Below are 22,938 nucleotides of genomic sequence, written 5' to 3'. Positions count from 1 at the left end.
ACACACCGCGGAAACCATCTTGGCCAGCGGTCACGTGCGACCGCACCGAAAGGCCGGACATATGGAAGCAAGCGATCCGATCAAATTTTCCGTTCAGCCCTTGCAAGAGGGAGCCGTCCACATATGGTCGAGGACGTGAGGCCGGCCCGGAACTTGCGGTTTTGGCGCTGCCGCGCCGATCTCGCGCAGTGTGGCGACGGGATCGACCGGCATGACCTCGCGCGCCATTTCCCGAACGGCGCGGCGGTGCGTTGACTTGCGTTGCGCGGACGCAACCGCGCCAGCGGGGTCGCGCATGGCGTACTGGTAGTCTTCGGTTAGCCGGACAGGGCCAAGATCGGGCAGGAAGGCGATGGGGGCTTCGGCCTTGCGCCACGGTATGGCGACCTGAACCGTGGTGCCCTTCGTGAGGCTTAGCAGCGCGTAATGCGTGTAGACCTTGCCATCGATCCGCAGCCCGCCACGGCTAAGGATGCGGTCTTCGCGCTCGCAGAACGCGGCGTCCAGCGCGAGCGGATCGGGCATGATCGGCCGCCAGCCGGCATCAACCTTGTCCTGAAACACCTGATTGGGCGAGCGCCCACCCCACTGGCCGCCCATTTCCTTCTGATGGAAGAATGCGAGCAGGCCATGGCAATCCTCAAGGAATTGCGCCCACGGCCCTTGATAGGGGATGACCTCTTTGCCCACGTTCTGGGTCTTTTTCTTCATCCGGTCATCGCCGGCATAGCCTTCGAGCGCGGAGAAGCAGTACCGGTTGAGACGGGCAAACAACGGCTCGATCGGCTTGGCCGGCGCGTTGTAGGGCAGTGCCTTCACGATCTCCCGACCGGCGCGGTTGTTCACCATCTCCAACGCCGGCAGGATGCGGTCCAGTGCGCCGTTTTCAGAGCCGTTGTCGAGGTAGAGCGTCTGCGGGAAACCCCATTCCGGGGCGGTCGCCATCGCAATAAAGCCTTCAATCACATGCTCGCGGCGGATGCTGGTTCGCGCCTCGCACAGCACGATGTGGGCGAAGAACCGGCTTGTCCCGGCATCCATGAAGCCGACGATCTTGGGCCATGCCATCGTGCCGTCAGGGCGCGTGACCGGGACATTCATATGATGCACGTCGATCACGACCACTTCCATCGGCGCGAGCGCGGTAGAATCGCGGCTGATGCGCGGAAGTTCGTCAGCGAACCGCTTGGCGTCGGTCCGCATCGTGTTGACCTTTTCGTGGCCGCGCCAGCGGTTCACATGCTCGTCGCTGGCCTTGTAAGCGGCATCGGGCAGTATGATGCCTTGCGCCTCACACTGTTTCCGGAATTCCCAAAGGGCCGTCGTGGCAACTTGCGGTGTGCCTGCGTCGGCGGCGCGGGAGGCCCAGAAACTCTTGCACCAGAGATCGAAGGCGTCGCCAAGCTGTGGCAGCAGCGCCGGATCGTAGCCGGCCGCAACGTAGGCATTGTCGAACACCCGCGAGATATGGACGCGCCGCTCCCCGGCATTCGCGTGAACTTTCCGAACCACGCCGGACACACCGTGCTTTTCAAAGCCGGCTATCCAGCGTTCGATTGTCCGAACATTGACACGCTCCCGCTCGGCGGCTTCCTTGATCGCCTTGCGCCTGCCGCTGGAGCGCGGCGGATGCTGTAGGGCTGGTTCGATCAGGGCGTATCGCTCCAGCGCCTGCTGGACGTACTTGGGGTCCTCCAGCATCGACGGCCGATATGGCGCTGCGGCAGCCGGGACCGGCAGCATGGGCAGTGAAGAGGGCTTTGAAGCGGCGTTGAATGTCGCCTGAAGCTGCTCTGGCAGGCTGCTTAGAAGGACTTCATAGCGTTGGCCGGATTTGCCGCCGCGGCCATATTTGTGCCGGAAAACGAGCCTGAACTTGCGCGAACTGCGGCCCTGTACCGCTTGGTGCACATGATAGCGCGCGGTACGCACTGGAACGCCGGATAGCTCCGCGAATTCTTCGACTGAGAGCCAAATTGGCATCAGGCCGCCGCCCGTCCGCTTGCAGCCAAGATACGGGAGCGCAGTCGCTCCGACACAGGTCCGACATGCTTGCCCTGAAGCGCGCGCCAAGCCCGCGCAGGGTCGATATTATTTTCACGACACCAAGCGCCCAGCGACGAGCCATTTAGAATGAAAGCGGCACGAACCACTTGCAGAATATCTGGCTGTGCCCGAGAAGCCCTAGCCATGGAAACACCTCGCAAAACTCCACCTGCCTCAGAATCGAACGTTGCAAACGATTTGTCAAGAACGTTCACATCGCGATTGTTCGGATCGTTCTGGCCGCAGACGTCGGAGCAGGTTGGCGGTTTCCTATTCGATGCTGCGTGCGCGCTAGGTATGCGTGAGGCCGATCTGGCCCGGTCTCTTGGCGTATCTAAGGCTACTTTGTCTGGCTGGAAGGCGCGGGCCGTCATTCCTGCGGTTCATGCAAAATGGTTTGCAGAAGAATTCGCAGTTGCGGTGTTGTCAGGAAACCAGCTGAACAAAATGCTGGACAGCAGACATGCTGGAATTCCCGCAGTTTTTCGTGTTTTTCAGCAAACTGACTTCAATCCATTTGGATTGGAATTTGATAACTCAGATCAAGCTATTGATGTGTGCGAATTTTATTTTGGTGGTTTGTGCCGGCTTGCCTTATTTATCCAAAATCGCTTGGACCTTGGCGATCAGGTGGTGATGGAGATGGGGCTAGAGAAAAGAACCGCGAGCTTGCTTTGGCAAATGGCCCTTGCCGTTAGGCCGCGATTGGCATTCCGTTATGGTTCGCGTCCGCCTTCCTAGTGTGGAAGGCGATCAGATGGTGCGGCTGCGAAATCCTAAAGCCAATCTGTTCGAGGTATAATCGCCGAACCTTGCCGCAATACATGGTAAAACCTTGCCGCAATCAACGACACGCCGCGCGCGCAATGCCCAATTCTAAGGGGATCGGAATTGCGGCAAGGTCGGCACTTTGAATTTGTCAGAAAAATCCGACAAAACGGCGCTATTTCGGAACTTTGTTATCCGATTGCGGCAATTTCGATGATGACACCAATCCGACAAATTCTAATCGCGCCTCCACCAAGAGCCGTCTTGCGCTCTGTGAACAAATCTGGAACACGGGTGCCCATGTCGCTCAGCAAGATTTCCGTCCGTGGCGCCCGTGAACACAACCTTAAGGGTATCGATGTCGATCTCCCGCGGGACAGCCTGATCGTCATCACCGGGCTTTCCGGTTCGGGCAAATCCTCGCTCGCGTTCGATACGATCTATGCCGAAGGGCAGCGCCGCTACGTTGAATCGCTGTCGGCCTATGCCCGCCAGTTTCTCGAGATGATGCAGAAGCCGGATGTCGAGCACATCGACGGCCTCAGCCCCGCGATCTCGATCGAGCAGAAGACCACCAGCCGCAACCCGCGCTCGACCGTGGCCACGGTCACCGAGATCTACGACTACATGCGCCTGCTGTGGGCGCGCGTGGGCGTGCCCTATTCGCCGGCCACCGGCCTGCCGATCAGCGCGCAGACGGTCAGCCAGATGGTCGATCGCGTGATGGCCCTGCCCGAAGGCACGCGCGCCTATCTGCTGGCGCCGGTGGTGCGCGGCCGCAAGGGGGAGTACCGCAAGGAACTGCTGGAATGGCAGAAGGCGGGCTACACCCGTGTCCGCATCGACGGCGAGCTCTACGCGATCGAGGAAGCCCCCGCGCTCGACAAGAAGTACAAGCACGACATCGAGGTGGTGGTTGACCGCATCGCCGTGCGGGATGGCATCCAGACCCGGCTGGCCGACAGCTTCGAACAGGCGCTCAAGCTGGCCGAGGGGCTGGCCTATATCGACCTGGCGGATGGCGTGGTGCCAGGGCGCGAGGACGAGGCGCAGGCCAAGGGCAAGAATCTGAAAGGCGCCGGCCTGCCGCCCAACCGCATCGTGTTCAGCGAAAAGTTCGCCTGCCCGGTCAGCGGCTTCACCATCGAATCGATCGAGCCGCGCCTGTTCAGCTTCAACGCGCCGCAGGGCGCGTGCCCGGCCTGCGATGGTCTGGGTGAAAAGCTGCTTTTCGATCCGCAACTGGTCGTGCCCAACGAGGCGCTCAGTCTCAAGCAGGGCGCGGTCGTGCCCTGGGCCAAGTCCAACCCGCCGTCGCCCTATTACATGCAGGTGCTGTCCAGCCTAGCTGCGCATTTCGGGTTCAGCCTGGAAACGCCGTGGGAGAAGCTGCCGGGCGAGGTGCGGCTGGTGATCCTCTATGGCACCGGCGGCAAGGCCGTGCCGCTGACCTTCGTCGATGGCAAGAAGAGCTACACCGTCACCAAGGCGTTCGAAGGGGTGATCGGCAATCTCAACCGCCGCATGCTCCAGACCGAAAGCGCGTGGATGCGCGAGGAACTGGGCAAGTTCCAGACCGCGCAGCCGTGCGAGACCTGCGGCGGGGCGCGCCTCAAGCCCGAGGCGCTGGCGGTGAAGATCGCGAGCGAGGACATCTCGATGTCCACCCGCCGTTCGGTGGCCGACGCGCTGGCGTGGTTCTCCACGCTGGAGGAGAAACTGACCGACCAGCAGCGGCAGATCGCCAAGGCGATCCTCAAGGAAATCAACGAGCGGCTGGGCTTCCTCAACAACGTCGGCCTCGATTACCTCAATCTCGATCGCACGTCGGGCACGCTGTCGGGCGGGGAAAGCCAGCGCATCCGCCTGGCCAGCCAGATCGGTTCGGGCCTTTCGGGCGTGCTCTATGTGCTCGACGAACCCTCGATCGGGCTGCACCAGCGCGACAACGACCGCCTGCTCGAAACGCTCAAGCGCCTGCGCGACCTTGGCAACACGGTGATCGTGGTGGAGCATGACGAGGACGCGATCCGCACCGCCGACTGGGTCGTCGATCTCGGGCCGGGCGCGGGCGTCCATGGCGGCGAGATCGTGGCGCAGGGCACGCTCAAGGACATTCTCAAGAGCAAGGCCAGCCTCACCGGCCAGTACCTGACGGGCGCGCGCCGCATCGACGTGCCGGCGCACCGCCGCAAGGGCAACGGGCTGGACCTGGTGGTGGAAGGCGCACGGGCCAACAACCTGCGCAACGTCACCGCGCGCATTCCGCTGGGCACGTTCACCTGCATCACCGGGGTTTCCGGCTCGGGCAAGTCGTCGCTGACGATCGACACGCTGCAGGCAGGCGCCGCGCGCGTGCTCAATGGCGCGCGGGTGATCGCCGGGCCGCACGACGCGATCAAGGGGCTCGAAGCCTGCGACAAGGTGATCGAGATCGACCAGTCGCCGATCGGCCGCACGCCGCGGTCAAACCCCGCCACTTATACCGGCGCGTTCACCCTGATCCGCGACTGGTTCGCCGGGCTCCCGGAATCCGAGGCGCGCGGTTACAAGGCCGGGCGCTTCAGCTTCAACGTCAAAGGTGGCCGGTGCGAATCCTGCCAGGGCGACGGCCTGATCAAGATCGAGATGCACTTTCTGCCCGACGTGTACGTGACGTGCGAGGAATGCGGCGGCAAGCGCTACAACCGCGAAACGCTGGAAGTGAAGTTCAAGGGGCACTCGATTGCCGACGTGCTGGACATGACGATCGAGGACGCCGAGGAATTCTTCAAGGCGGTGCCGCCGATCCGCGACCGGATGCACATGCTGAACGAAGTGGGGCTCGGCTACGTCAAGGTCGGCCAGCAGGCAACGACGCTCTCGGGTGGCGAGGCGCAGCGCGTCAAGCTGGCCAAGGAACTGTCGCGCCGCTCCACCGGGCAGACGCTCTATATCCTCGACGAGCCGACCACCGGCCTCCACTTCGAGGACGTGCGCAAGCTGCTGGAAGTGCTGCACCGGCTGGTCGAACAGGGCAACAGCGTGGTCGTGATCGAACACAACCTGGACGTGATCAAGACCGCCGACTGGATCATCGACATGGGGCCGGAAGGTGGCGTGCGCGGCGGCGAGATCGTGGCCGAAGGCACACCGGAAGACGTGGCGAAGAATCCGCGCAGCTTCACCGGGCAATATCTGGGGCCGCTGCTGGCGCGCCACGGCTGACGGACGCGGGCGAGGGAAGCGGGCGGCGGGCTTGACTCCGGGCCGTTCCCACCGCCAAAATCGGCGCCCAGGGCAGCAAGATCCTGATCGGGGAAGATGGTGGCAGGCGAAGGCGGCGCGCAGGGAATCGTGCCGTTCGGGGGATCTGTCATGCCGGTTGCGATCGCATTGCCCATTTCCGAAGCCGAACGGGCAGAGGCTCGCTCTCGATCCGGTAGCGCTTGCGTACGATGCGGTTGCACCGTCGCCTGTTTTTGTCGCGCGGGCGGGGAAGAGGCTTCGCCCGCGTTCCTGCTTTGCCCGGACTGCATGGCAATCATCGAGCGGGGCGGCGTGCCGGCGGAAACGATCGCGCGGTTGCGTGACGTGCCGGTTGCGATCCAGGCCGGCCTGGATCGCTCCCCGCTGCTGTTCACCGTCGAGGAGCAGATTCCGGACATCGTCTTTCCCGGCGGGGCGAGGATGACGGGGACCTATTGTCCGATCACCGTCGATGCCCGGCCATTGCTGTCGTTCCGGCCGCAGCCGGTGCTCGGCGGACCGATCGTGATGAGCCTGGTGTTGGGCGCCGTGGACGAGGAACCGGATCTGATCGTGAAGGACAACGAATGGCGACCGGCATCGGATGCGTGGCACTTCGAGCGGCGGGGCAACCGTTACCGCTTCAGCCATCGCAGCGGCACCGCGTTACTTGCCTTCGCGCACCGGACCGCCGACGAAATCGCGATCGAGGCCATGCGTGGTGTGTTCGGCAACACGATACTGGAGATCGGGGAGCGCGGAACGCTGCTGAACAATGTGGCCGTAACGATTCCGTCAGTCCGGTCGCAACTGGTCGGGGTGCATTTGTAGGGCGCGCCGCGCGCGCGCTTCAACCGATCTCGTCGTTGACCACCATCAGCGCCAGTTCGGTGCGGTTCTCGATGTTCAGCTTCTGATATATGGCATGGAGATAGACCTTCACGGTCCCCTCGCCGATGTTCAGCTGCTGCCCTATTTCCCGGTTCCGCATGCCCTTGGCCACAAGCCTGGTAATGTCGCGCTCGCGCGCGTTGAGCTTGGCGAAAGGGTTGATGACGGGCTTGAGCGACAAATCGAGCGCGCGTTGCAGGAAGGCCGGGGCGATTGCCTTTTCGCCGGCATGGACCCGTTCCAGCACCTGGACCAGCTCGCTTTCCGCGCCATCCTTGGACACGATGCCCTGCACGCCCGCCCGCATGACGGCCATGAGCTGCCGATCGGTGATCTCGGCGGTGAGCAGCACGACCGGACGTTCGTCGCCTTTTTCGCGCAGCGCTTCCAATGCCGCCACGCCATTCAGGCCGGGCATGTTGATGTCCAGCAGCACCACGGCGGGATTGTGCTGCTCGATCGCGGCCAGCGCTTCCTCCCCGCTGGCGGCGGTAGCGACTACCTGGAAGGGCGTGCCGCGCAATACCGCTTCCACGCCGGCGCGGATGAAGCCGTGATCGTCAGCCACAAGAATCGGGATCATGCGCCCGTCCTTTCCGGAAGCGCGATGCGCAGGGTCACGCCCCGCGCACTGTTGTCGATGGCCAGCATGCCGCCCAGCGCCTCTACCCGCTCGCTGATCGAACGGGGGGTGGCGTGCGCCTTGTCGGCGGGGAAACCGGAGCCGTCATCGCTGACAATCATCTTGAGCGTTCCATCGTCTTGAATAAGGTTAACCCCTATAAGACGACACCGACCGTGCCGAACCGCATTCGCCACGGCCTCTCTTGTGATCTGGCGTATCTCGTGCGCCAGATCCATGGGGACAAGCAACGGACCGGGTGGCGCATCCAGTCGGGTTTCGATGGCCCAGTGATGCCCCAGTTCTTCCAGCAGCGTGCCAAGCTCCTCGGTCAGATCGGTCCGGCGATCCCCCTTTTCGCCAAGGCGCAGGCGCTCGATCATCCTGCGCATTTGCGCCTGTTCGCGCCGCAGCGCTTCCTTGATCGCGACAATTTCGGTGTCGGGATCGTTGCCCTCGCGGATCCAGCGCCGCAACGCTTCCAGCCGGAACAGCGTGCCGGCGAGAAACTGTGCGACGCTATCGTGCAAGTCCCGGGCAAGGGCGTTGCGCAGGTTCGAAACTTCCCGCGCGCGCGCCAGCATCGCCACGTCCTCGCGATCGAGCGCCTGTTCGGCATCGCGCGTCATTTGCGCCAGCAGCGGCAGGTCATCGGGCGAGATGCCGCGGATGCCCCACAGCAGAAGCTGGCCCGGTCCGCGGGCCGCGCCGATCGAGGCGGCAAGGCCTTCTTTCACCTCGCACAGCGTGGCGAGATGCCAGACGTGCCGTTCGCTCGCGTGGTTGACCATTCCGTCGGTGTCCAGCCACAACTGGCGATGCCGCTGGCCGTCGAACAGGGTGGGACGGCAGGAAATCTCGATTTCGGTCAGCAGCGGGCCGGGGCCGACGCGCAGCGCCCGTGTGGCACCTCCGCTGGCGATCATGATTTCCACCCACGGCTCCTCGCCGTCCGCCAGCGCGATGGCGCCGCCCGTGGCACCCAGCACGGTGCGCGCGTGGTCGAGGATCGTTGTCATGATCGCGTCGTGGCGCAGGCCCGGCAGCCCCGGCGGTTCCGGCAATCGCGGCGCGCTGGCCCGGTCGCCGCCGGTGCTCAGCCAGAGCATCATGATCGCCAGCCCGATCGTGTAGCCCTGCCGCCGGCTGAAACGGTAGGGATCGATGCTGAGGTGAAGGGAATGCATCAGCAGGCCGAGCGCGAAATTCAGCAGCACCAGTGCCAGCGCCGTCCAGAGCACGCCGCGCCATCCCCAGCGCAGCGAGGCGCCAATCAGGATGAACGATGCAAAGACGATGAACGGGCTGGAAAATTCCTTGAAGGCGGATTCGGTCATGTAGGTCGCGGCCGTGAAGATCGCGATATCGATGACGTGCATCAGCCGGGCCAGCCGGAAATCGTACCACCAGCTGCGGAAGGCGATGACGGTGGCGAACCCGCACCACGCAGCATAGGCGATCAGAAGGGTGTAGGTGGCGGCGACCGAACGTGTCGGTTGCACCGGATCGAGCCAGACCGCGGCGATGAAGATTAGGGCCAGCATCAGCCGGCTCAGCGCCAGCAATCGGCTCCGTCGTCGCGAAAACAACTGGCGCTCCACGTCTTTCCCCCTGCGTGCCGAAGACCATGTACCGGCGGAAAGAGGCGCTTCGCAACGGGCATGAGGCGGAAGTCCTCAGGCGCGCAGGCGGGAGGCTTGCTCCGTGACGGTGCAATACCTCCGAAAATATCGTTAATCTTTGTTTGGATTTAGTCGCCGATTAGTTCAAATTGGTTCTCGGATCGATCGGGCGAAGGTTTGTGGCGGGTCGAATGGATGGACGTTGAAGCGATGACAAGCGGTGCCGAAGAGAATGGGGGCAACCCCTTGGCGGCGCTGACGTCGAAGCAGCGGGAAGTTTTGGATCTGCTGATCCAGCACAAGACCTCGAAGGAAATTTCGCGCCTGCTCGGCATTTCGCCACATACCGTGGACCAGCGGATATTGCTGGCGCGCGGTAAGCTGGGCGTCGCCACGCGCAACGAGGTGGCGCAGGCCTATCGGCGGCTCAAGACGATATACGAACAGCCCGTATATGATTTCTCCCACATCGACGGTGACGGCGAGGAAGCGCACGATCCGGTCCGGGAAGTCACGATGCCGGCCGGTGAGGCGGTTCAGACCGTCGCCACGGTCAAGCCCCCGCGGGGCGAGACCGAGGCGATGCAGGCAAGGTTTTCGGCGACGGGCCAGGCAATGGCCTTCGTCTCCGGAAAGGCGCCTGGCGACACGGCCTATCATGTCCTCCCGGAGATGTTCGACGGGCCATACGGAACCCTGCTTCGGCTTGGCGCGATCGTGGCGATCGCATTGTTCCTGATTCTGATCGTGCTGGGGGGGCTGACCATGTTCGCCCAGCTTTCGACGATCATCGATCACTGACCCGCCGTCGCATCTCCTCCACGATGCTGCAATGGCAGCGGCGCGATCTTCGCCGCTGAGAGGAGGGTACGACGATGACGATGAATACCCAGGTTGCACAGATGCGTATCACGCGGGATCTCCACGATGCCGAAGGTGCGCTTGACGAGGCGCTGATCCGGCAGGCACGGCTTTTCGCCACGATGGTCAGCGCGCGACGCGAAAGCGGTGCGGCGCCGTTCATGGGGCAGGATGCGCTTCTGCGGTTGGCGAAGAGCCAGCAATCGATGCTCACGGCCGGCGGCGAACTTGCCCGCGTCCACGGCCGTCTCAGCGAGATTGCGGTGGAGACGAACGGTGGCAACGACGGCTGCCCCCCGGTCAATGCGAGCCTCGATGAATCCGCGGTCGTGACCGGGGTCGCGGCCTGATGCTTTCCGGTGGCCGATCCGTCCGTTTCATGTGAACAGGCATGTCCTACATCTGGCTGACCCGCATCCTGCTCTTCGCTGTCGTGCTTGTTGCCGCCCGCAAGGGCGGCGAGCCGGAGCGACTGACGGCTGCGGTCCTGCTGTCGACGTTCGTCCTTGATCTCGTCAACCACGCGGTGTTCGGTGACCCCGTGTGGTACGCGGTCAATCCCGGCCACGTCGTGATCGATAGCTGGGCGTTCTGCGCGCTGCTGTCGATCGCCCTCTACGCCAACCGCGGGTGGCCCCTGCTCGTTGGCGCCGGCCAGATGATCGTGATGGTAGGGCATGTCGCCAAGCTGTGGGATCTGACGATGGCCCGGCGTGCGTACTGGGTGCTCACGCAGATGCCATTCCTGTTGCAGCTGATGGTCCTGTTGATCGGGACCGTGGCCCACATGAACCGGGAACGCCGGATTGGCCCGTATCAATGCTGGCGGTGGGCCTGAAGGCCAGCCCACCGCCCCATTTTCAGGGATATTCCCGTTACATGACCGTACCTCACATCCGCGCGGCGAAAGGCCGCGCGATGCCCAACGGCGAGCAGACCACGGTGGCGAACGGCAATGCCGTCTATTCTGGCGGCATGACCGCGGAGGCGGGAAGCGCCCTGCGCGGTGCCGACGCGCAGCACGACGCGCGGATCACTCTCGCCCGCGAACTCTACGCCGCGCGGCGGCGCCGAAGCCGCCTGTTCCCCGCCGACCTGTTCGGAGAGCCGACGTGGGACATACTGCTGGATCTTTACGTTGCCGGGCGCGAAAGCCGGCGTGTGCCGACCACCAGCGCCTGTATCGGGGCGCATGTGCCCCCGACCACCGCGCTGCGATGGCTGCGTATTCTGGAAGCCCGCGGTTTCGTGGAGCGCGAGAGCGACGGCAAGGACGGCCGACGCACCTTCGTGCGGCTGACCGTCCGGGGAAACGCGGCGATGGATGATTTCCTCGACGCGATGCTGGCCAACATCGGCGATGGCGTGAATGCGTCCAGCCTCGGAATCTGATGCCGTTCGTGGTCAGCGCCGGCGTTCGTAGCGGCACTTGTTCTTGTTCTTGCGGGCGATCTCATGGCCTGCAACGCCACCCGCCGCCGCGCCGATCAGCGTGCCGGCGGTTCCGCCCGCGATGACCTTGCCGAGCACTGCACCGCCGACCGCGCCGATCACCGCGCCGCCGGTCTTGCTGATCCGCTTGCTGCAATCGCGCGCCTGCGCCGGCGAGGTAGCGGCGAGGGCGGCGACCGCAATGACCGCGGTCAGCGAGGATTTGATGCGAAAGGTCATGAAGTTTCCCCCGATTGGCTTGGAATATGGTGGCGCAACGATCGGAACCCTTACCGGTTCCCGGTGATGGCGCACGCCGAGGTTGCCGGGGAACGCCGGTGCCCGGGAGCGCCGATGCCGGGTAAGGGACGCCGACCCGGATGCGGCGCCCCTTCCCGTGCGGTCAGTCGGTGATCTGCCAGCGGATCGCTGTGGTAAAGCTGCCGGCGGTTTTCGCGCCATCCTTGTCGGTGGCGGGATCGAACCGGGCGCGTGCGCTTACTTTGGCGCAGGCCGCGCGGTCGAGTTCGTCATGCCCGCTGCTGCCGATCACTTCGCAGCCGGTGACCCGCCCGTCGGCGCCTATGCCCAGCCGCAACCTGGTGAGGCCTTCCCAGTTTTCACGGATCGCGCGGGTGGGGTAATCGTTGCGGGTGATCCACAGGCCGGCATCGCCGCGAGGACGGGCCGCCTTGGGCGTGAACATGGGCGAGGGCGTCGGTGTCGGTCCGAGGCCGCCGACATCGCCGCCAAGATCGCCTCCGCCGATCGTCAGGGTTCCCGGATCGACAGGAGTTACCTTGTCATTGGCTCCCAGGAACAGGTCCTTGCCGGCGTCGAGGTCGATGCCCTTGTCGGGAACCTTGATCTCCTGCTTGTCGCGCGCGGCTTTCGGTTCGAGCGTGGGCAATGGCTTGGGCGGAGGGGCAGGCGGGGCGAACCACATCGTCGGCAAGGCATCGCGAACCGTTTCCGCGATCACCCCGCCCGCGAAAGTGGACAGCAGCGCCATGCCGATGCCGACATGCAGCGCCGTCACGGCGGCGGCCGTGCCCAGTCTTCCGCCCAGTTTTCCGCCCAGCCTCCCTTCGACCAGACGCATGGCGGCGCCCGTTCGCCAGTTACCGCGTTCATCAACGTGGACCATCGGCACACCTCTCTCGGCTTGCGTCGTCCCGTTTGTCCCGGCCGTCCGGGGTGGGACGATCATCGTAATGATGCAACATACCATCGATCGACCGCGCGCCGAAGCGAAATCTCTACCAAAATAGTGGATTTAAAGAGACGGAGTCGTTCCGTTCGGAACGCCCTGTTCGCTGTTGCGTGCCGCGGTCCACGCGGGGCCTGTCCTTGACGTTCCGGCGGTTTCCTCGTAATGGCCCGCTCGGTCGACGGGGTCGCAAGGCTCGCGATCGGCTGTAGAGCTGAACATTGCCGGTGCGTATGCAGGCCTCGGGCGGCGGTTTTCCGTCAGTCTTGAGGCTTTCGCTGTTGGGCCGGGCACGCGAATCGTCGCGGCGTCCGCCTTGCCATGCAATCCGTCAAAGTAACCCGGCGCTGTTTGCCCGGGTGGAGCGTTTCAGGCTCGCCGAGGGACGATCCTGCGCAGGCAGGGTCCGGGCCAGGGGCTGTTTGCCCGGGGCCACCCGACCGGCGGACTTTCGACCCTTCACCTTTGCCGGCCGTGCCACAATCAAGGTGAAGAGTACTTCATGCCCACTATCAACCAGCTGATCCGCAAGGGTCGCGTTCCGCAGAAGGCCAAGAGCAAGGTCCCTGCCATGGAGCAGAACCCGCAGAAGCGCGGTGTCTGCACCCGCGTTTACACCACGACTCCGAAGAAGCCGAACTCGGCGCTTCGCAAGGTCGCCAAGATTCGCCTGACGAACCAGCGCGAAGTCATTTCCTACATCCCGGGCGAAGGCCACAACCTGCAGGAGCACTCGGTGGTGCTGATCCGCGGCGGCCGTGTGCGCGACCTTCCGGGCGTGCGCTATCACGTGCTGCGCGGCGTGCTCGACACGCAGGGCGTGAAGGATCGCAAGCAGAGCCGCTCGAAGTACGGCGCGAAGCGTCCGAAGTGAGCTAATCCCGGGCAGGCGCGCGCCGATGGGCCGCGCCCTGCCGGTCGGTGGATGTGGGCCGCTGGCCCGATCAGAAGGAATTCAAGATGTCTCGTCGTCGTAGGCCCGAAAAGCGGGTCATCCTGCCCGATCCCAAGTTCGGTGATCAGGTCCTGTCGAAGTTCATGAACAACCTCATGCTCGACGGCAAGAAGTCGGTCGCCGAAAGCATCGTCTACGGTGCGCTCGACACCATGCAGACCCGCGCCAAGGCGGATCCGGTGCAGCTGTTCCACGATGCGCTGAACAACGTGAAGCCGCAGATCGAAGTGCGTTCGCGCCGCGTCGGCGGTGCGACCTACCAGGTCCCCGTCGAAGTCCGTCCGGAACGCGCCCAGGCGCTGGCGATCCGCTGGCTGATCACGGCCGCGCGCAACCGTTCGGAAACGACGATGTCGGCGCGCCTGTCGGCCGAGCTGCTCGACGCCGCCAACAACCGCGGCAACGCCGTGAAGAAGCGCGAAGACACCCACCGCATGGCCGACGCGAACCGCGCGTTCAGCCACTACCGGTGGTAAAAAGGCCGGCAGCCCCGCCGCCGTCACCGGCTGGCAGGGCCGCCCGTCTTTAAACGGTCACGCAAGTAACCATATGGGGCGGGCCTGAATCCATCAGGCCCCTCCGGAACCCAAGGAAACCCCCATGGCCCGCAGCCATCCGCTCGAGCGCTATCGCAACTTCGGCATCATGGCGCACATCGACGCCGGCAAGACGACGACGACCGAGCGCATCCTTTACTACACCGGCAAGTCCTACAAGATCGGCGAAGTGCACGACGGCGCCGCGACCATGGACTGGATGGAACAGGAACAGGAACGCGGCATCACGATCACGTCGGCCGCAACGACCTGCTTCTGGAACGACCATCGCCTGAACATCATCGACACCCCCGGCCACGTCGACTTCACCATCGAAGTCGAGCGTTCGCTGCGCGTGCTGGACGGCGCGGTTGCCGCGTTCGACGGCGTTGCCGGCGTTGAGCCGCAGTCGGAAACGGTGTGGCGTCAGGCCGACAAGTACAACGTGCCGCGCATGTGCTTCATCAACAAGCTCGACCGCACCGGCGCGAACTTCAAGTACTGCGTGCAGACGATCATCGATCGCCTGGGCGCGACCCCGGCCGTGCTCTATCTGCCGATCGGCGCGGAAAGCGATTTCAAGGGTCTCGTCGACCTGGTCGAGAACCGCGCGATCATCTGGAAGGACGAATCGCTCGGCGCCGAGTTCTTCTATGAAGAGATCCCGGCGGACATGGCCGACGAAGCCGCGGAATACCGCTCGAAGCTGGTCGAACTCGCCGTCGAACAGGACGACGACGCGATGGAAGCCTACCTCGAAGGCAACGAGCCCGACGTGGCGACGCTCAAGGCGCTGATCCGCAAGGGCACGCTGGGCCAGGCGTTCGTGCCGGTGCTGTGCGGCTCGGCGTTCAAGAACAAGGGCGTGCAGCCCCTGCTCGACGCCGTCGTCGATTACCTGCCTTCGCCGCTCGACATTCCCGACGTGCAGGGCGTGAACCCCGACACGGACGAGCCGGACAGCCGTCCGACCGCGGACGATGCCCCGTTCTCGGCGCTCGCGTTCAAGATCATGAACGATCCCTTCGTCGGTTCGCTGACCTTCACCCGCATCTATTCGGGCACGCTGACCAAGGGCAGCTACCTGAATTCGGTGAAGAACAAGAAGGAGAAGGTCGGCCGCATGCTGCTGATGCACTCCAACAACCGCGAGGACATCGATACGGCCTATGCGGGCGACATCGTGGCGCTGGCCGGTCTCAAGGAGACCACCACGGGCGATACGCTGTGTTCGGAAAAGTCGCCGATCATTCTGGAGCGGATGGAATTCCCCGAGCCGGTGATCGAGCTTTCGGTGGAGCCGAAGACCAAGGCCGACCAGGAGAAGATGGGCATCGCGCTCAACCGTCTCTCGGCCGAAGACCCTTCGTTCCGCGTTTCGACCGACCACGAATCCGGCCAGACCATCATCAAGGGCATGGGCGAACTCCACCTCGAAATCCTCGTCGACCGCATGCGTCGCGAGTTCAAGGTGGAAGCCAACGTCGGTGCCCCGCAGGTGGCCTATCGCGAATACCTCGCGAAGCCGGTGGACATCGACTACACCCACAAGAAGCAGTCGGGCGGTACGGGTCAGTTCGGCCGCGTGAAGGTCAAGGTCACGCCGGGCGAGCGCGGTTCGGGCATCACCTTCAAGGACGAGATCAAGGGCGGTAACATTCCGAAGGAATATATCCCCGCGATCGAGAAGGGCATGCGTGAGACGGCGGAAACCGGATCGCTGATCGGCTTCCCGATCATCGACTTCGAAATCCTGCTGTACGACGGTGCCTACCATGACGTCGACTCGTCGGCCCTGGCCTTCGAAATCGCCGGCCGTGGCGCGATGCGCGAAGTGGCCCAGAAGTCTGGCATCAAGGTCCTCGAACCGATCATGAAGGTCGAGGTCGTGACGCCGGAAGAGTTCATGGGCGACGTGATCGGCGACATCAACTCCCGCCGTGGCCAGATCCAGGGCACCGACAGCCGGGGCAACGCCCAGGTGGTCGAGGCGATGGTGCCGCTGGCCAACATGTTCGGCTACGTGAACCAGCTGCGGTCCTTCACCCAGGGCCGCGCGCAGTACACGATGCAGTTCTCGCACTACGATGAAGTGCCGGCGAACGTCGCGACCGAACTCAAGTCGAAGCTCGCCTGATCGGGTTCGATCGGGGGAACATAGGAAAGCTTGCCTGATCCCGCGGATCAGGCTAGGGGCGGCGCCTGATTTTCTGGCGCGAGTCTGGCGGGTGCCGTCTCCAACAGCAATCAACAGCTAGTGAAAAGAAGGTTTGAACAATGGCCAAGGCTAAGTTTGAGCGGAACAAGCCGCACTGCAACATCGGCACCATCGGTCACGTCGACCATGGCAAGACCACGCTGACCGCCGCGATCACCAAGGTGCTCGCGGAAACCGGTGGCGCGACGTTCACCGACTATGCCAACATCGACAAGGCTCCGGAAGAGCGCGAGCGCGGCATCACGATCTCGACCGCCCACGTCGAGTACGAGACGGCCAACCGTCACTACGCGCACGTCGACTGCCCGGGTCACGCCGACTACGTGAAGAACATGATCACCGGTGCCGCCCAGATGGACGGCGCGATCCTGGTCGTGAACGCCGCTGACGGCCCGATGCCGCAGACCCGCGAACACATCCTGCTCGCCCGCCAGGTCGGCGTGCCGGCGCTGGTCGTGTACATGAACAAGGTCGACCAGGTTGACGACGAGGAAATTCTCGAGCTGGTCGAGCTGGAAGTGCGCGAACTGCTGTCGTCGTACGATTTCCCGGGCGACGATATTCCGATCATCAAGGGTTCGGCTCTCGCTGCCCTTGAAGGCCGCAACGACGAGATCGGCAAGAACTCGATCAACGAGCTGATGGCCGCTGTCGACAGCTACATCCCGCAGCCGCCGCGCCCGACCGACAAGCCCTTCCTGATGCCCGTCGAAGACGTGTTCTCGATCTCGGGTCGTGGTACGGTCGTCACCGGCCGTATCGAAACCGGCATCATCAAGGTGGGTGAAGAAGTCGAGATCATCGGCCTCAAGGACACCGCCAAGACCACCGTCACCGGCGTCGAAATGTTCCGCAAGCTGCTCGACCAGGGCGAAGCCGGCGACAACATCGGTGCGCTGATCCGTGGTATCAAGCGTGAAGAAGTCGAGCGTGGCCAGGTTCTCGCCAAGCCCGGTTCGGTGACGCCGCACACCGAATTCTCGGCCGAAGTCTACGTGCTGTCGAAGGACGAAGGTGGCCGTCACACGCCGTTCTTCGCCAACTACCGCCCGCAGTTCTACTTCCGCACCACCGACGTGACGGGTGAAGTCGTTCTTCCCGAAGGCACCGAAATGGTGATGCCGGGCGACAACATCACGCTGTCGGTCAAGCTGATCGCGCCGATCGCCATGGACGAAGGTCTTCGCTTCGCCATCCGCGAAGGCGGCCGGACCGTCGGTTCGGGGGTTGTCAGCAAGATCACGAAGTAATATAGGCCGCGCACCGGCGGGAGATTCGCTCTCCCGCCGGCCGGTTTTTTGATCGGTCGGCCCGCTTTGTCCTTCGGGATGATGGGTGGGATGGCCGGTTTTGTTTTTGCTCTTTCGCATCGGTAAACGGACATGGAAGCCCAGAATATCCGCATTCGCCTCAAGGCCTTTGATCATCGCGTACTTGACCAGGCCACTGGAGAAATCGCGGACACCGCGCGCCGCACCGGCGCTCTCATCCGGGGCCCCATTCCGCTGCCGACGCGCATCGAGAAGTTCTGCGTCAACCGTGGACCGCACATCGACAAGAAGTCGCGTGAGCAGTTCGAGGTCCGCACCTACAAGCGCCTGCTCGACATCGTGCAGCCGAACGCGGCCACTGTCGACGCGCTGATGAAGCTGGACCTCGCGGCCGGCGTCAACGTCGAGATCAAGCTGGCGTAACCCAGCTTGCGTTTCAGCCCCCGCGCAAGCGGGGGTCTCAAGAGGCCGGATCGAACCTCTCAGGTTCTTCAAACCGGCCCGAGGTCCTCGCTTTCGCGAGGGCAGCGAACGAAAAGCTGAAGCTTTTCATTCTTGGGATACCTCCGGCATTCGTCCTTCGGGGCAACTGGCCGGGCAAGCGTCCCCCGTTCGCTCCCGTTATGCGGGGGCACTCAGCCCGGACGGGGCATGCTTCACAATACGGGCTGAACACGCCTGCGGGGATGGGCCTCGCAGGCCTCTGTGATGGAGTATTGGATCATGCGCACCGGCGTGATCGCGAAGAAGGTCGGGATGACCCGCCTTTTCCAGGAAGATGGTCGGCACGTGCCGGTCACCGTCCTTTCGCTTGAAAATTGCCAGGTGGTTTCGGTCCGCACCGCAGACCGCGACGGTTACGTCGCGCTGCAGCTGGGTGCAGGCCAGGCCAAGCAGAAGAACGTCGCCAAGCCGCAGCGCGAACATTTCGCCAAGGCGGAAGTCGAGCTGAAGATGCAGGTCGCCGAGTTCCGCGTCGCTGACGACGCGCTGCTCGATGTCGGCTCCACCATCGCCGCTTCGCACTTCGTCGCCGGGCAGTATGTCGACATCACCGGCCACACGCAGGGCAAGGGCTTCGCCGGCGCCATGAAGCGCTGGGGTTTCGGCGGTATGCGCGCGACGCACGGCGTCTCGATCTCGCACCGTGCCCACGGTTCGACCGGTAACCGCCAGGATCCGGGCCGCGTCTTCAAGAACAAGAAGATGGCCGGCCACATGGGCGACCGTCAGCGCACCCAGCAGAACCTCGAAGTCGTCCGCACCGACGACGAACGCGGGCTGATCTTCGTCAAGGGCTCGGTCCCGGGCGCGAAGAACGGCTGGCTGCTCGTCCGCGACGCCGTGAAGGTCGATCGCCACGCGGAAGCCCCGTACCCCGCCGGCCTCAAGCAGGTCGCCAACAACAACGATGCGGCTCCGGCCGACACGCCTGCGGCAGACGTCGCGGCGGTCGAGTCGACCGAAGGCCAGGAGGGCTAAGTCGTGAAGGTTCAGGTCCTCAATCTGGACGGTAGCGCCGCTGGCGACGTCGAGCTTTCGGATGACGTGTTCGGCATCGCGCCGCGCACCGACATCCTGCATCGCGTCGTGACGTGGCAGCTTGAAAACCGTCGCGGCATTGCCCGCAAGGCGCGCGAACGTTCCGACGTCGCCCGCACCGGCAAGAAGTTCGGCCGCCAGAAGGGCGGCGGCACCGCCCGTCACGGCGACCGCAAGGCGCCCGTGTTCATCGGCGGCGGCAAGGCGCACGGCCCGCGCGTTCGCGAGTTCAACATCTCGCTGAACAAGAAGGTTCGCGCGCTCGGCCTCAAGATGGCGCTCTCCGCCAAGGCCCAGCAGGGTCTGGTGGTCGTCGACAGCCTGGAGCTGAAGGACGCCAAGACCAAGGCGCTGGCTGGCCAGCTCGCCAAGGCGGGCTTCGGCAAGAAGGTGCTGGTGATCGACGGTGAACAGGTGAACGAAGGTTTCGCCCGCGCTTCGGCCAACCTGGTTGGCGTGAACGTGCTCCCCGCCGTCGGCGCCAATGTCTACGACATCCTGAAGCATGATACGCTGGTGCTGACGCGCGCCGCGGTCGAAAAGCTGGAGGCGCGTTTCAATGGCTAAGGACGCAATCGACACGCGTCACTATGACGTGATCGTGGCTCCCCACATCACCGAAAAGGCGACGCTGCTCAGCGAGCACAACGCCGTGGTCTTCAAGGTGGCGGATTCCGCGACCAAGCCGGAGATCAAGGCGGCGGTCGAAGCCCTCTTCAACGTGAAGGTCACGGGTGTGAACACCCTGACCCAGAAGGGCAAGACCAAGCGGTGGAAGGGCAAGCCCTATCGCCGTTCGGACGTCAAGAAGGCCGTCGTGACGCTGGCTGCTGGCCAGTCGATCGACGTGACCAGCGGTATCTGAGGCGCGCACGACCATGGCACTCAAGAACTACAATCCGACCAGCCCCGCGCGCCGCGGCCTGATCCTCGTCGACAAGTCGTCGCTGTGGAAGGGCAAGCCCGTCAAGGCGCTGACCGAAGGCAAGAACAAGACCGGCGGCCGCAACAACAAGGGGCATGTGACCTCGCGCGGCATCGCGGGCGGCCACAAGCAGAAGTACCGCTACATCGACTTCAAGCGTCGCAAGTGGGACATGCCGGCCACCGTCGAGCGTCTGGAATACGACCCCAACCGCACCGCGTTCATCGCTCTCGTCAAGTACGAGGACGGCGAGCAGGCCTATATCTTGGCGCCGCAGCGTCTGGCCGTTGGTGACGTCGTCGTCGCCGGCGAAAAGACCGACGTGAAGCCGGGCAACGCCATGCTTCTGTCGCAGATGCCGGTCGGCACCATCATCCACAACGTGGAGATGAAGCCGGGCAAGGGTGGCCAGATCGCGCGTTCGGCGGGCACCTATGTGCAGCTCGTCGGCCGTGACCGCGGCATGGTCATCGTCCGTCTGAACTCGGGCGAGCAGCGCTACCTGCGCGGTGACTGCATGGGCACCGTGGGTGCGGTGTCGAACCCCGACAACTCGAACCAGAACCTTGCCAAGGCCGGCCGCAACCGCTGGCTGGGCAAGCGTCCGCTGACGCGCGGTGTCGCCAAGAACCCGGTCGACCACCCGCATGGTGGTGGTGAAGGCCGGACTTCGGGCGGCCGCCATCCTGTGACGCCGTGGGGCAAGCCGACCAAGGGCGCCCGCACCCGTCACAACAAGCAGACGGACAAGTTCATCATCCGTTCGCGCCACGCGAAGAAGAAGAGGTAATCGACCATGGCACGTTCCGTCTGGAAGGGCCCCTTCGTCGACCTGCATCTCCTGAAGAAGGCGGAAGCCGCTCAGGACGCTGGTACCCGCGCCGGCCCGATCAAGACCTGGTCGCGGCGTTCGACGATCCTGCCGCAGTTCGTTGGCCTGACGTTCAACGTCTACAACGGCCAGAAGTTCATCCCCGTCTCCGTCTCGGAAGAGATGGTCGGCCACAAGCTTGGCGAGTTCGCGCCCACGCGCAACTTCCCCGGCCACGCCGCTGACAAGAAGGGCAAGCGCTGATGAGCAAGCCTAAGGCACCCCGTCGCGTCGGCGACAAGGAAGCGCTGTCGGTCGGCACGCAGATCCGCGGTTCGGCCCAGAAGCTGAACCTCGTTGCGGGCCTGATCCGCGGCCGCAAGGCCGAAGAGGCCATGAACATCCTTGCCTTCTCGAAGAAGGCGATGGCGGTTGACGCGCGCAAGGTTCTCGCTTCGGCGATCGCCAACGCGGAAAACAACCACAACCTGGACGTTGACGCGCTGGTCGTGGCGGAAGCCTCGGTCGGCAAGTCGATCACGATGAAGCGCTTCCACACGCGTGGTCGTGGCAAGTCGACCCGGATCCTCAAGCCGTTCTCGCGGCTGCGGATCGTTGTCCGCGAAGTCGAGGAGGCCTGATCATGGGTCACAAGACCAACCCCATCGGTCTGCGCCTGCAGATCAACCGCACCTGGGACAGCCGCTGGTACGCCGAAGGGCGCAACTACGAGCAGCTGCTCAAGGAAGACCTTCAGATCCGCAAGTTCATCGTCGAAACGCTGCCGCAGGCCGCGATTTCGAAGGTGGTTATCGAGCGTCCGGCCAAGCTGTGCCGCGTGTCGATCTATGCGGCCCGTCCCGGTGTGATCATCGGCAAGAAGGGCGCGGACATCGAGAAGCTGCGCTCGAAGCTGGCCACGATGACCGGCAGCGACGTGAAGCTGAACATCGTTGAAATCCGCAAGCCGGAAATCGACGCCAAGCTCGTCGCCCAGGGTGTTGCCGACCAGCTCATCCGCCGCGTCGCCTTCCGCCGCGCGATGAAGCGCGCCGTGCAGTCCGCCCTCCGTCTTGGCGCCGAAGGCATCAAGATCACGTGTGGCGGCCGTCTCGGCGGTGCGGAAATCGCCCGCGTCGAATGGTACCGCGAAGGTCGCGTTCCGCTGCACACGCTGCGCGCGAACATCGACTACGCCGAAGCCGAAGCCCTGACCGCCTATGGCGTGATCGGCATCAAGTGCTGGATCTTCAAGGGCGAGATCCTGGGGCACGACCCGATGGCGCAGGACCGGCTGATGATGGAGGCTCAAACCTCCGGCGTCCGCCCGGCGCGCTGAGGCTCAGGATAGAGAAGCACCATGCTGCAACCGAAGAAGACCAAGTTCCGCAAGGCCTTCAAGGGCCGGATCAAGGGCGACGCCAAGGGCGGTACGGACCTGAACTTCGGCTCCTATGGCCTGAAGGCGCTGGAGCCGGAGCGTGTCACCGCGCGCCAGATCGAAGCCGCCCGCCGTGCGATCACGCGCCACATCAAGCGTCAGGGACGCCTGTGGATCCGCGTGTTCCCCGACGTGCCGGTTTCGAAGAAGCCCGCCGAAGTCCGTCAGGGCAAGGGCAAGGGTTCGGTCGAATACTGGGCAGCCCGCGTCAAGCCGGGCCGCATCCTGTTCGAACTGGACGGCGTTGCCGGTCCGCTCGCCGCGGAAGCGTTCAGCCGCGCCGCGATGAAGCTGCCCATCAAGACCAAGGTCGTCGCCCGTCTTGGCGACACCTCGCACCTGGGAGGCGAATAATGGCCAAGTTCGAAGACCTGCGCGTCAAGAGCGATGACCAGCTTTCGGCCGATCTTGCCGAACTGAAGCGCGAGCAGTTCAACCTGCGCTTCCAGGCTGCGACCAACCAGCTCGAACGTCCGGCGCGCATCAAGGAAGTGCGCCGCGACATCGCTCGCATCAAGACGCTGCAGACTGAGCGTTCTCAGGCTGCCAAGGCGTAAGGA

The 22,938-nt window shown here is 64.0% G+C and carries 26 protein-coding genes; 21 read left to right on the top strand and 5 right to left on the bottom strand.

The features are described 5' to 3' along the window. Window positions 1–93: 93 nt before the first annotated feature. Window positions 94–2,073: a helix-turn-helix domain-containing protein gene (locus tag EH199_RS11635; protein ID WP_124809415.1), complete on the bottom strand. Its 1,980-nt coding sequence runs from the start codon at window positions 2,071–2,073 to the stop codon at window positions 94–96. A gap of 270 nt (window positions 2,074–2,343) precedes the next feature. On the opposite strand from EH199_RS11635, the gene EH199_RS11630 reads away from it, so the two are divergent. The 3 genes from EH199_RS11630 (at window position 2,344) to EH199_RS11620 (ending at window position 6,873) form a co-directional block, all read left to right on the top strand. Continuing rightward, window positions 2,344–2,787: a hypothetical protein gene (locus EH199_RS11630; protein WP_124809414.1), complete on the top strand. Its 444-nt coding sequence runs from the start codon at window positions 2,344–2,346 to the stop codon at window positions 2,785–2,787. 327 nt (window positions 2,788–3,114) lie between these two features. Continuing rightward, window positions 3,115–6,021, top strand: coding sequence for an excinuclease ABC subunit UvrA (gene uvrA, locus EH199_RS11625; RefSeq protein ID WP_124809413.1), 2,907 nt, complete (start codon window positions 3,115–3,117; stop codon window positions 6,019–6,021). 333 nt (window positions 6,022–6,354) lie between these two features. After that, window positions 6,355–6,873 (top strand): hypothetical protein, encoded by a 519-nt coding sequence (locus EH199_RS11620; protein ID WP_124809412.1) that lies wholly within the window; start codon window positions 6,355–6,357, stop codon window positions 6,871–6,873. Between the two features lie 19 nt (window positions 6,874–6,892). On the opposite strand, the gene EH199_RS11615 is transcribed toward EH199_RS11620, so the two are convergent. After that, entirely contained in the window at window positions 6,893–7,516 is a 624-nt protein-coding gene (locus EH199_RS11615; RefSeq protein WP_124809411.1) for a response regulator transcription factor, read from the bottom strand. Further along, on the bottom strand, window positions 7,513–9,120 hold the full coding sequence (locus tag EH199_RS11610; protein ID WP_124809410.1) for a sensor histidine kinase: 1,608 nt from the start codon (window positions 9,118–9,120) through the stop codon (window positions 7,513–7,515). The genes EH199_RS11615 and EH199_RS11610 overlap by 4 nt, the downstream gene beginning before the upstream one ends. Before the next feature lie 267 nt (window positions 9,121–9,387). Here EH199_RS11610 and EH199_RS25025 point away from each other — a divergent pair, with 267 nt between their 5' ends. The 4 genes from EH199_RS25025 (at window position 9,388) to EH199_RS11590 (ending at window position 11,430) form a co-directional block, all read left to right on the top strand. Next, entirely contained in the window at window positions 9,388–9,978 is a 591-nt protein-coding gene (locus tag EH199_RS25025; protein WP_124809409.1) for a helix-turn-helix transcriptional regulator, read from the top strand. A gap of 74 nt (window positions 9,979–10,052) precedes the next feature. Continuing rightward, window positions 10,053–10,388: a hypothetical protein gene (locus tag EH199_RS11600; RefSeq protein WP_223806629.1), complete on the top strand. Its 336-nt coding sequence runs from the start codon at window positions 10,053–10,055 to the stop codon at window positions 10,386–10,388. A 41-nt stretch (window positions 10,389–10,429) separates the two neighbouring features. Further along, complete coding sequence (locus EH199_RS11595; RefSeq protein WP_124809408.1) at window positions 10,430–10,876, top strand: hypothetical protein; 447 nt, start codon at window positions 10,430–10,432, stop codon at window positions 10,874–10,876. A 41-nt stretch (window positions 10,877–10,917) separates the two neighbouring features. After that, on the top strand, window positions 10,918–11,430 hold the full coding sequence (locus EH199_RS11590; protein ID WP_223806628.1) for a winged helix DNA-binding protein: 513 nt from the start codon (window positions 10,918–10,920) through the stop codon (window positions 11,428–11,430). Between the two features lie 12 nt (window positions 11,431–11,442). On the opposite strand, the gene EH199_RS11585 is transcribed toward EH199_RS11590, so the two are convergent. Both EH199_RS11585 and EH199_RS11580 read right to left on the bottom strand, forming a co-directional pair. Further along, entirely contained in the window at window positions 11,443–11,709 is a 267-nt protein-coding gene (locus tag EH199_RS11585; protein ID WP_124809407.1) for a glycine zipper 2TM domain-containing protein, read from the bottom strand. Window positions 11,710–11,872: 163 nt separating this feature from the next. Beyond that, window positions 11,873–12,616: an energy transducer TonB gene (locus EH199_RS11580; RefSeq protein ID WP_190287235.1), complete on the bottom strand. Its 744-nt coding sequence runs from the start codon at window positions 12,614–12,616 to the stop codon at window positions 11,873–11,875. 565 nt (window positions 12,617–13,181) lie between these two features. Between EH199_RS11580 and rpsL the strand changes: the two genes are divergently transcribed. From rpsL to rpmC, 14 genes are all read left to right on the top strand, one after another. After that, window positions 13,182–13,553 carry a 30S ribosomal protein S12 gene (gene rpsL / locus EH199_RS11575; protein WP_124809405.1) on the top strand — a complete coding sequence of 124 codons (372 nt, stop codon included), beginning with the start codon at window positions 13,182–13,184 and terminating at the stop codon, window positions 13,551–13,553. A gap of 86 nt (window positions 13,554–13,639) precedes the next feature. Then, entirely contained in the window at window positions 13,640–14,110 is a 471-nt protein-coding gene (rpsG, locus tag EH199_RS11570) for a 30S ribosomal protein S7 (RefSeq protein WP_124809404.1), read from the top strand. Window positions 14,111–14,234: 124 nt separating this feature from the next. Further along, complete coding sequence (gene fusA / locus EH199_RS11565) at window positions 14,235–16,307, top strand: elongation factor G (protein WP_124809403.1); 2,073 nt, start codon at window positions 14,235–14,237, stop codon at window positions 16,305–16,307. 140 nt (window positions 16,308–16,447) lie between these two features. Continuing rightward, the gene (gene tuf / locus EH199_RS11560; RefSeq protein ID WP_124809402.1) at window positions 16,448–17,638 is read left to right on the top strand and encodes an elongation factor Tu; all 1,191 of its coding nucleotides are present in this window, start codon (window positions 16,448–16,450) and stop codon (window positions 17,636–17,638) included. Window positions 17,639–17,770: 132 nt separating this feature from the next. Continuing rightward, entirely contained in the window at window positions 17,771–18,082 is a 312-nt protein-coding gene (gene rpsJ / locus EH199_RS11555) for a 30S ribosomal protein S10 (protein WP_011444906.1), read from the top strand. 300 nt (window positions 18,083–18,382) lie between these two features. Then, window positions 18,383–19,141 carry a 50S ribosomal protein L3 gene (gene rplC / locus EH199_RS11550; protein WP_124809401.1) on the top strand — a complete coding sequence of 253 codons (759 nt, stop codon included), beginning with the start codon at window positions 18,383–18,385 and terminating at the stop codon, window positions 19,139–19,141. Between the two features lie 3 nt (window positions 19,142–19,144). After that, window positions 19,145–19,768 (top strand): 50S ribosomal protein L4, encoded by a 624-nt coding sequence (gene rplD, locus EH199_RS11545; protein ID WP_124809400.1) that lies wholly within the window; start codon window positions 19,145–19,147, stop codon window positions 19,766–19,768. After that, window positions 19,761–20,066: a 50S ribosomal protein L23 gene (locus tag EH199_RS11540; protein WP_124809399.1), complete on the top strand. Its 306-nt coding sequence runs from the start codon at window positions 19,761–19,763 to the stop codon at window positions 20,064–20,066. Before rplD ends, EH199_RS11540 begins: the two co-directional genes overlap by 8 nt. 13 nt (window positions 20,067–20,079) lie before the next feature. Further along, window positions 20,080–20,916, top strand: a complete 837-nt coding sequence (gene rplB / locus EH199_RS11535) for a 50S ribosomal protein L2 (protein ID WP_124809398.1) — start codon at window positions 20,080–20,082, stop codon at window positions 20,914–20,916. A gap of 6 nt (window positions 20,917–20,922) precedes the next feature. Continuing rightward, a complete protein-coding gene (gene rpsS / locus EH199_RS11530; RefSeq protein WP_124809397.1) occupies window positions 20,923–21,201 on the top strand; it encodes a 30S ribosomal protein S19 in 279 nt (92 codons plus the stop codon). Beyond that, window positions 21,201–21,578 (top strand): 50S ribosomal protein L22, encoded by a 378-nt coding sequence (gene rplV, locus EH199_RS11525; protein ID WP_124809396.1) that lies wholly within the window; start codon window positions 21,201–21,203, stop codon window positions 21,576–21,578. Before rpsS ends, rplV begins: the two co-directional genes overlap by 1 nt. A 2-nt stretch (window positions 21,579–21,580) precedes the next feature. Beyond that, window positions 21,581–22,276 (top strand): 30S ribosomal protein S3, encoded by a 696-nt coding sequence (gene rpsC, locus EH199_RS11520; protein WP_124809395.1) that lies wholly within the window; start codon window positions 21,581–21,583, stop codon window positions 22,274–22,276. Between the two features lie 21 nt (window positions 22,277–22,297). Continuing rightward, window positions 22,298–22,732: a 50S ribosomal protein L16 gene (rplP, locus tag EH199_RS11515; RefSeq protein WP_103728308.1), complete on the top strand. Its 435-nt coding sequence runs from the start codon at window positions 22,298–22,300 to the stop codon at window positions 22,730–22,732. Beyond that, window positions 22,732–22,935 (top strand): 50S ribosomal protein L29, encoded by a 204-nt coding sequence (gene rpmC / locus EH199_RS11510; protein WP_223806627.1) that lies wholly within the window; start codon window positions 22,732–22,734, stop codon window positions 22,933–22,935. The genes rplP and rpmC overlap by 1 nt, the downstream gene beginning before the upstream one ends. Window positions 22,936–22,938 lie beyond the last annotated feature (3 nt).

This window comes from Novosphingobium sp. LASN5T, assembly GCF_003856955.1.
Lineage (GTDB): Bacteria > Pseudomonadota > Alphaproteobacteria > Sphingomonadales > Sphingomonadaceae > Novosphingobium.
Note: the sequence above shows the minus strand (reverse complement) of the source record. Positions and strands in the feature narration are given on the sequence as shown.

Coding starts and splice junctions, on each gene's coding strand:
- EH199_RS11630 (WP_124809414.1), top strand. CDS start 2,344: ATGCGTGAGGCCGATCTGGCCCGGTCTCTTGGCGTATCTAAGGCTACT.
- uvrA (WP_124809413.1), top strand. CDS start 3,115: ATGTCGCTCAGCAAGATTTCCGTCCGTGGCGCCCGTGAACACAACCTT.
- EH199_RS11615 (WP_124809411.1), bottom strand. CDS start 7,516: ATGATCCCGATTCTTGTGGCTGACGATCACGGCTTCATCCGCGCCGGC.
- EH199_RS25025 (WP_124809409.1), top strand. CDS start 9,388: ATGACAAGCGGTGCCGAAGAGAATGGGGGCAACCCCTTGGCGGCGCTG.
- EH199_RS11600 (WP_223806629.1), top strand. CDS start 10,053: ATGACGATGAATACCCAGGTTGCACAGATGCGTATCACGCGGGATCTC.
- EH199_RS11595 (WP_124809408.1), top strand. CDS start 10,430: ATGTCCTACATCTGGCTGACCCGCATCCTGCTCTTCGCTGTCGTGCTT.
- EH199_RS11590 (WP_223806628.1), top strand. CDS start 10,918: ATGACCGTACCTCACATCCGCGCGGCGAAAGGCCGCGCGATGCCCAAC.
- EH199_RS11585 (WP_124809407.1), bottom strand. CDS start 11,709: ATGACCTTTCGCATCAAATCCTCGCTGACCGCGGTCATTGCGGTCGCC.
- EH199_RS11580 (WP_190287235.1), bottom strand. CDS start 12,616: ATGGTCCACGTTGATGAACGCGGTAACTGGCGAACGGGCGCCGCCATG.
- rpsL (WP_124809405.1), top strand. CDS start 13,182: ATGCCCACTATCAACCAGCTGATCCGCAAGGGTCGCGTTCCGCAGAAG.
- rpsG (WP_124809404.1), top strand. CDS start 13,640: ATGTCTCGTCGTCGTAGGCCCGAAAAGCGGGTCATCCTGCCCGATCCC.
- fusA (WP_124809403.1), top strand. CDS start 14,235: ATGGCCCGCAGCCATCCGCTCGAGCGCTATCGCAACTTCGGCATCATG.
- tuf (WP_124809402.1), top strand. CDS start 16,448: ATGGCCAAGGCTAAGTTTGAGCGGAACAAGCCGCACTGCAACATCGGC.
- rpsJ (WP_011444906.1), top strand. CDS start 17,771: ATGGAAGCCCAGAATATCCGCATTCGCCTCAAGGCCTTTGATCATCGC.
- rplC (WP_124809401.1), top strand. CDS start 18,383: ATGCGCACCGGCGTGATCGCGAAGAAGGTCGGGATGACCCGCCTTTTC.
- EH199_RS11540 (WP_124809399.1), top strand. CDS start 19,761: ATGGCTAAGGACGCAATCGACACGCGTCACTATGACGTGATCGTGGCT.
- rplB (WP_124809398.1), top strand. CDS start 20,080: ATGGCACTCAAGAACTACAATCCGACCAGCCCCGCGCGCCGCGGCCTG.
- rpsS (WP_124809397.1), top strand. CDS start 20,923: ATGGCACGTTCCGTCTGGAAGGGCCCCTTCGTCGACCTGCATCTCCTG.
- rplV (WP_124809396.1), top strand. CDS start 21,201: ATGAGCAAGCCTAAGGCACCCCGTCGCGTCGGCGACAAGGAAGCGCTG.
- rpsC (WP_124809395.1), top strand. CDS start 21,581: ATGGGTCACAAGACCAACCCCATCGGTCTGCGCCTGCAGATCAACCGC.
- rplP (WP_103728308.1), top strand. CDS start 22,298: ATGCTGCAACCGAAGAAGACCAAGTTCCGCAAGGCCTTCAAGGGCCGG.
- rpmC (WP_223806627.1), top strand. CDS start 22,732: ATGGCCAAGTTCGAAGACCTGCGCGTCAAGAGCGATGACCAGCTTTCG.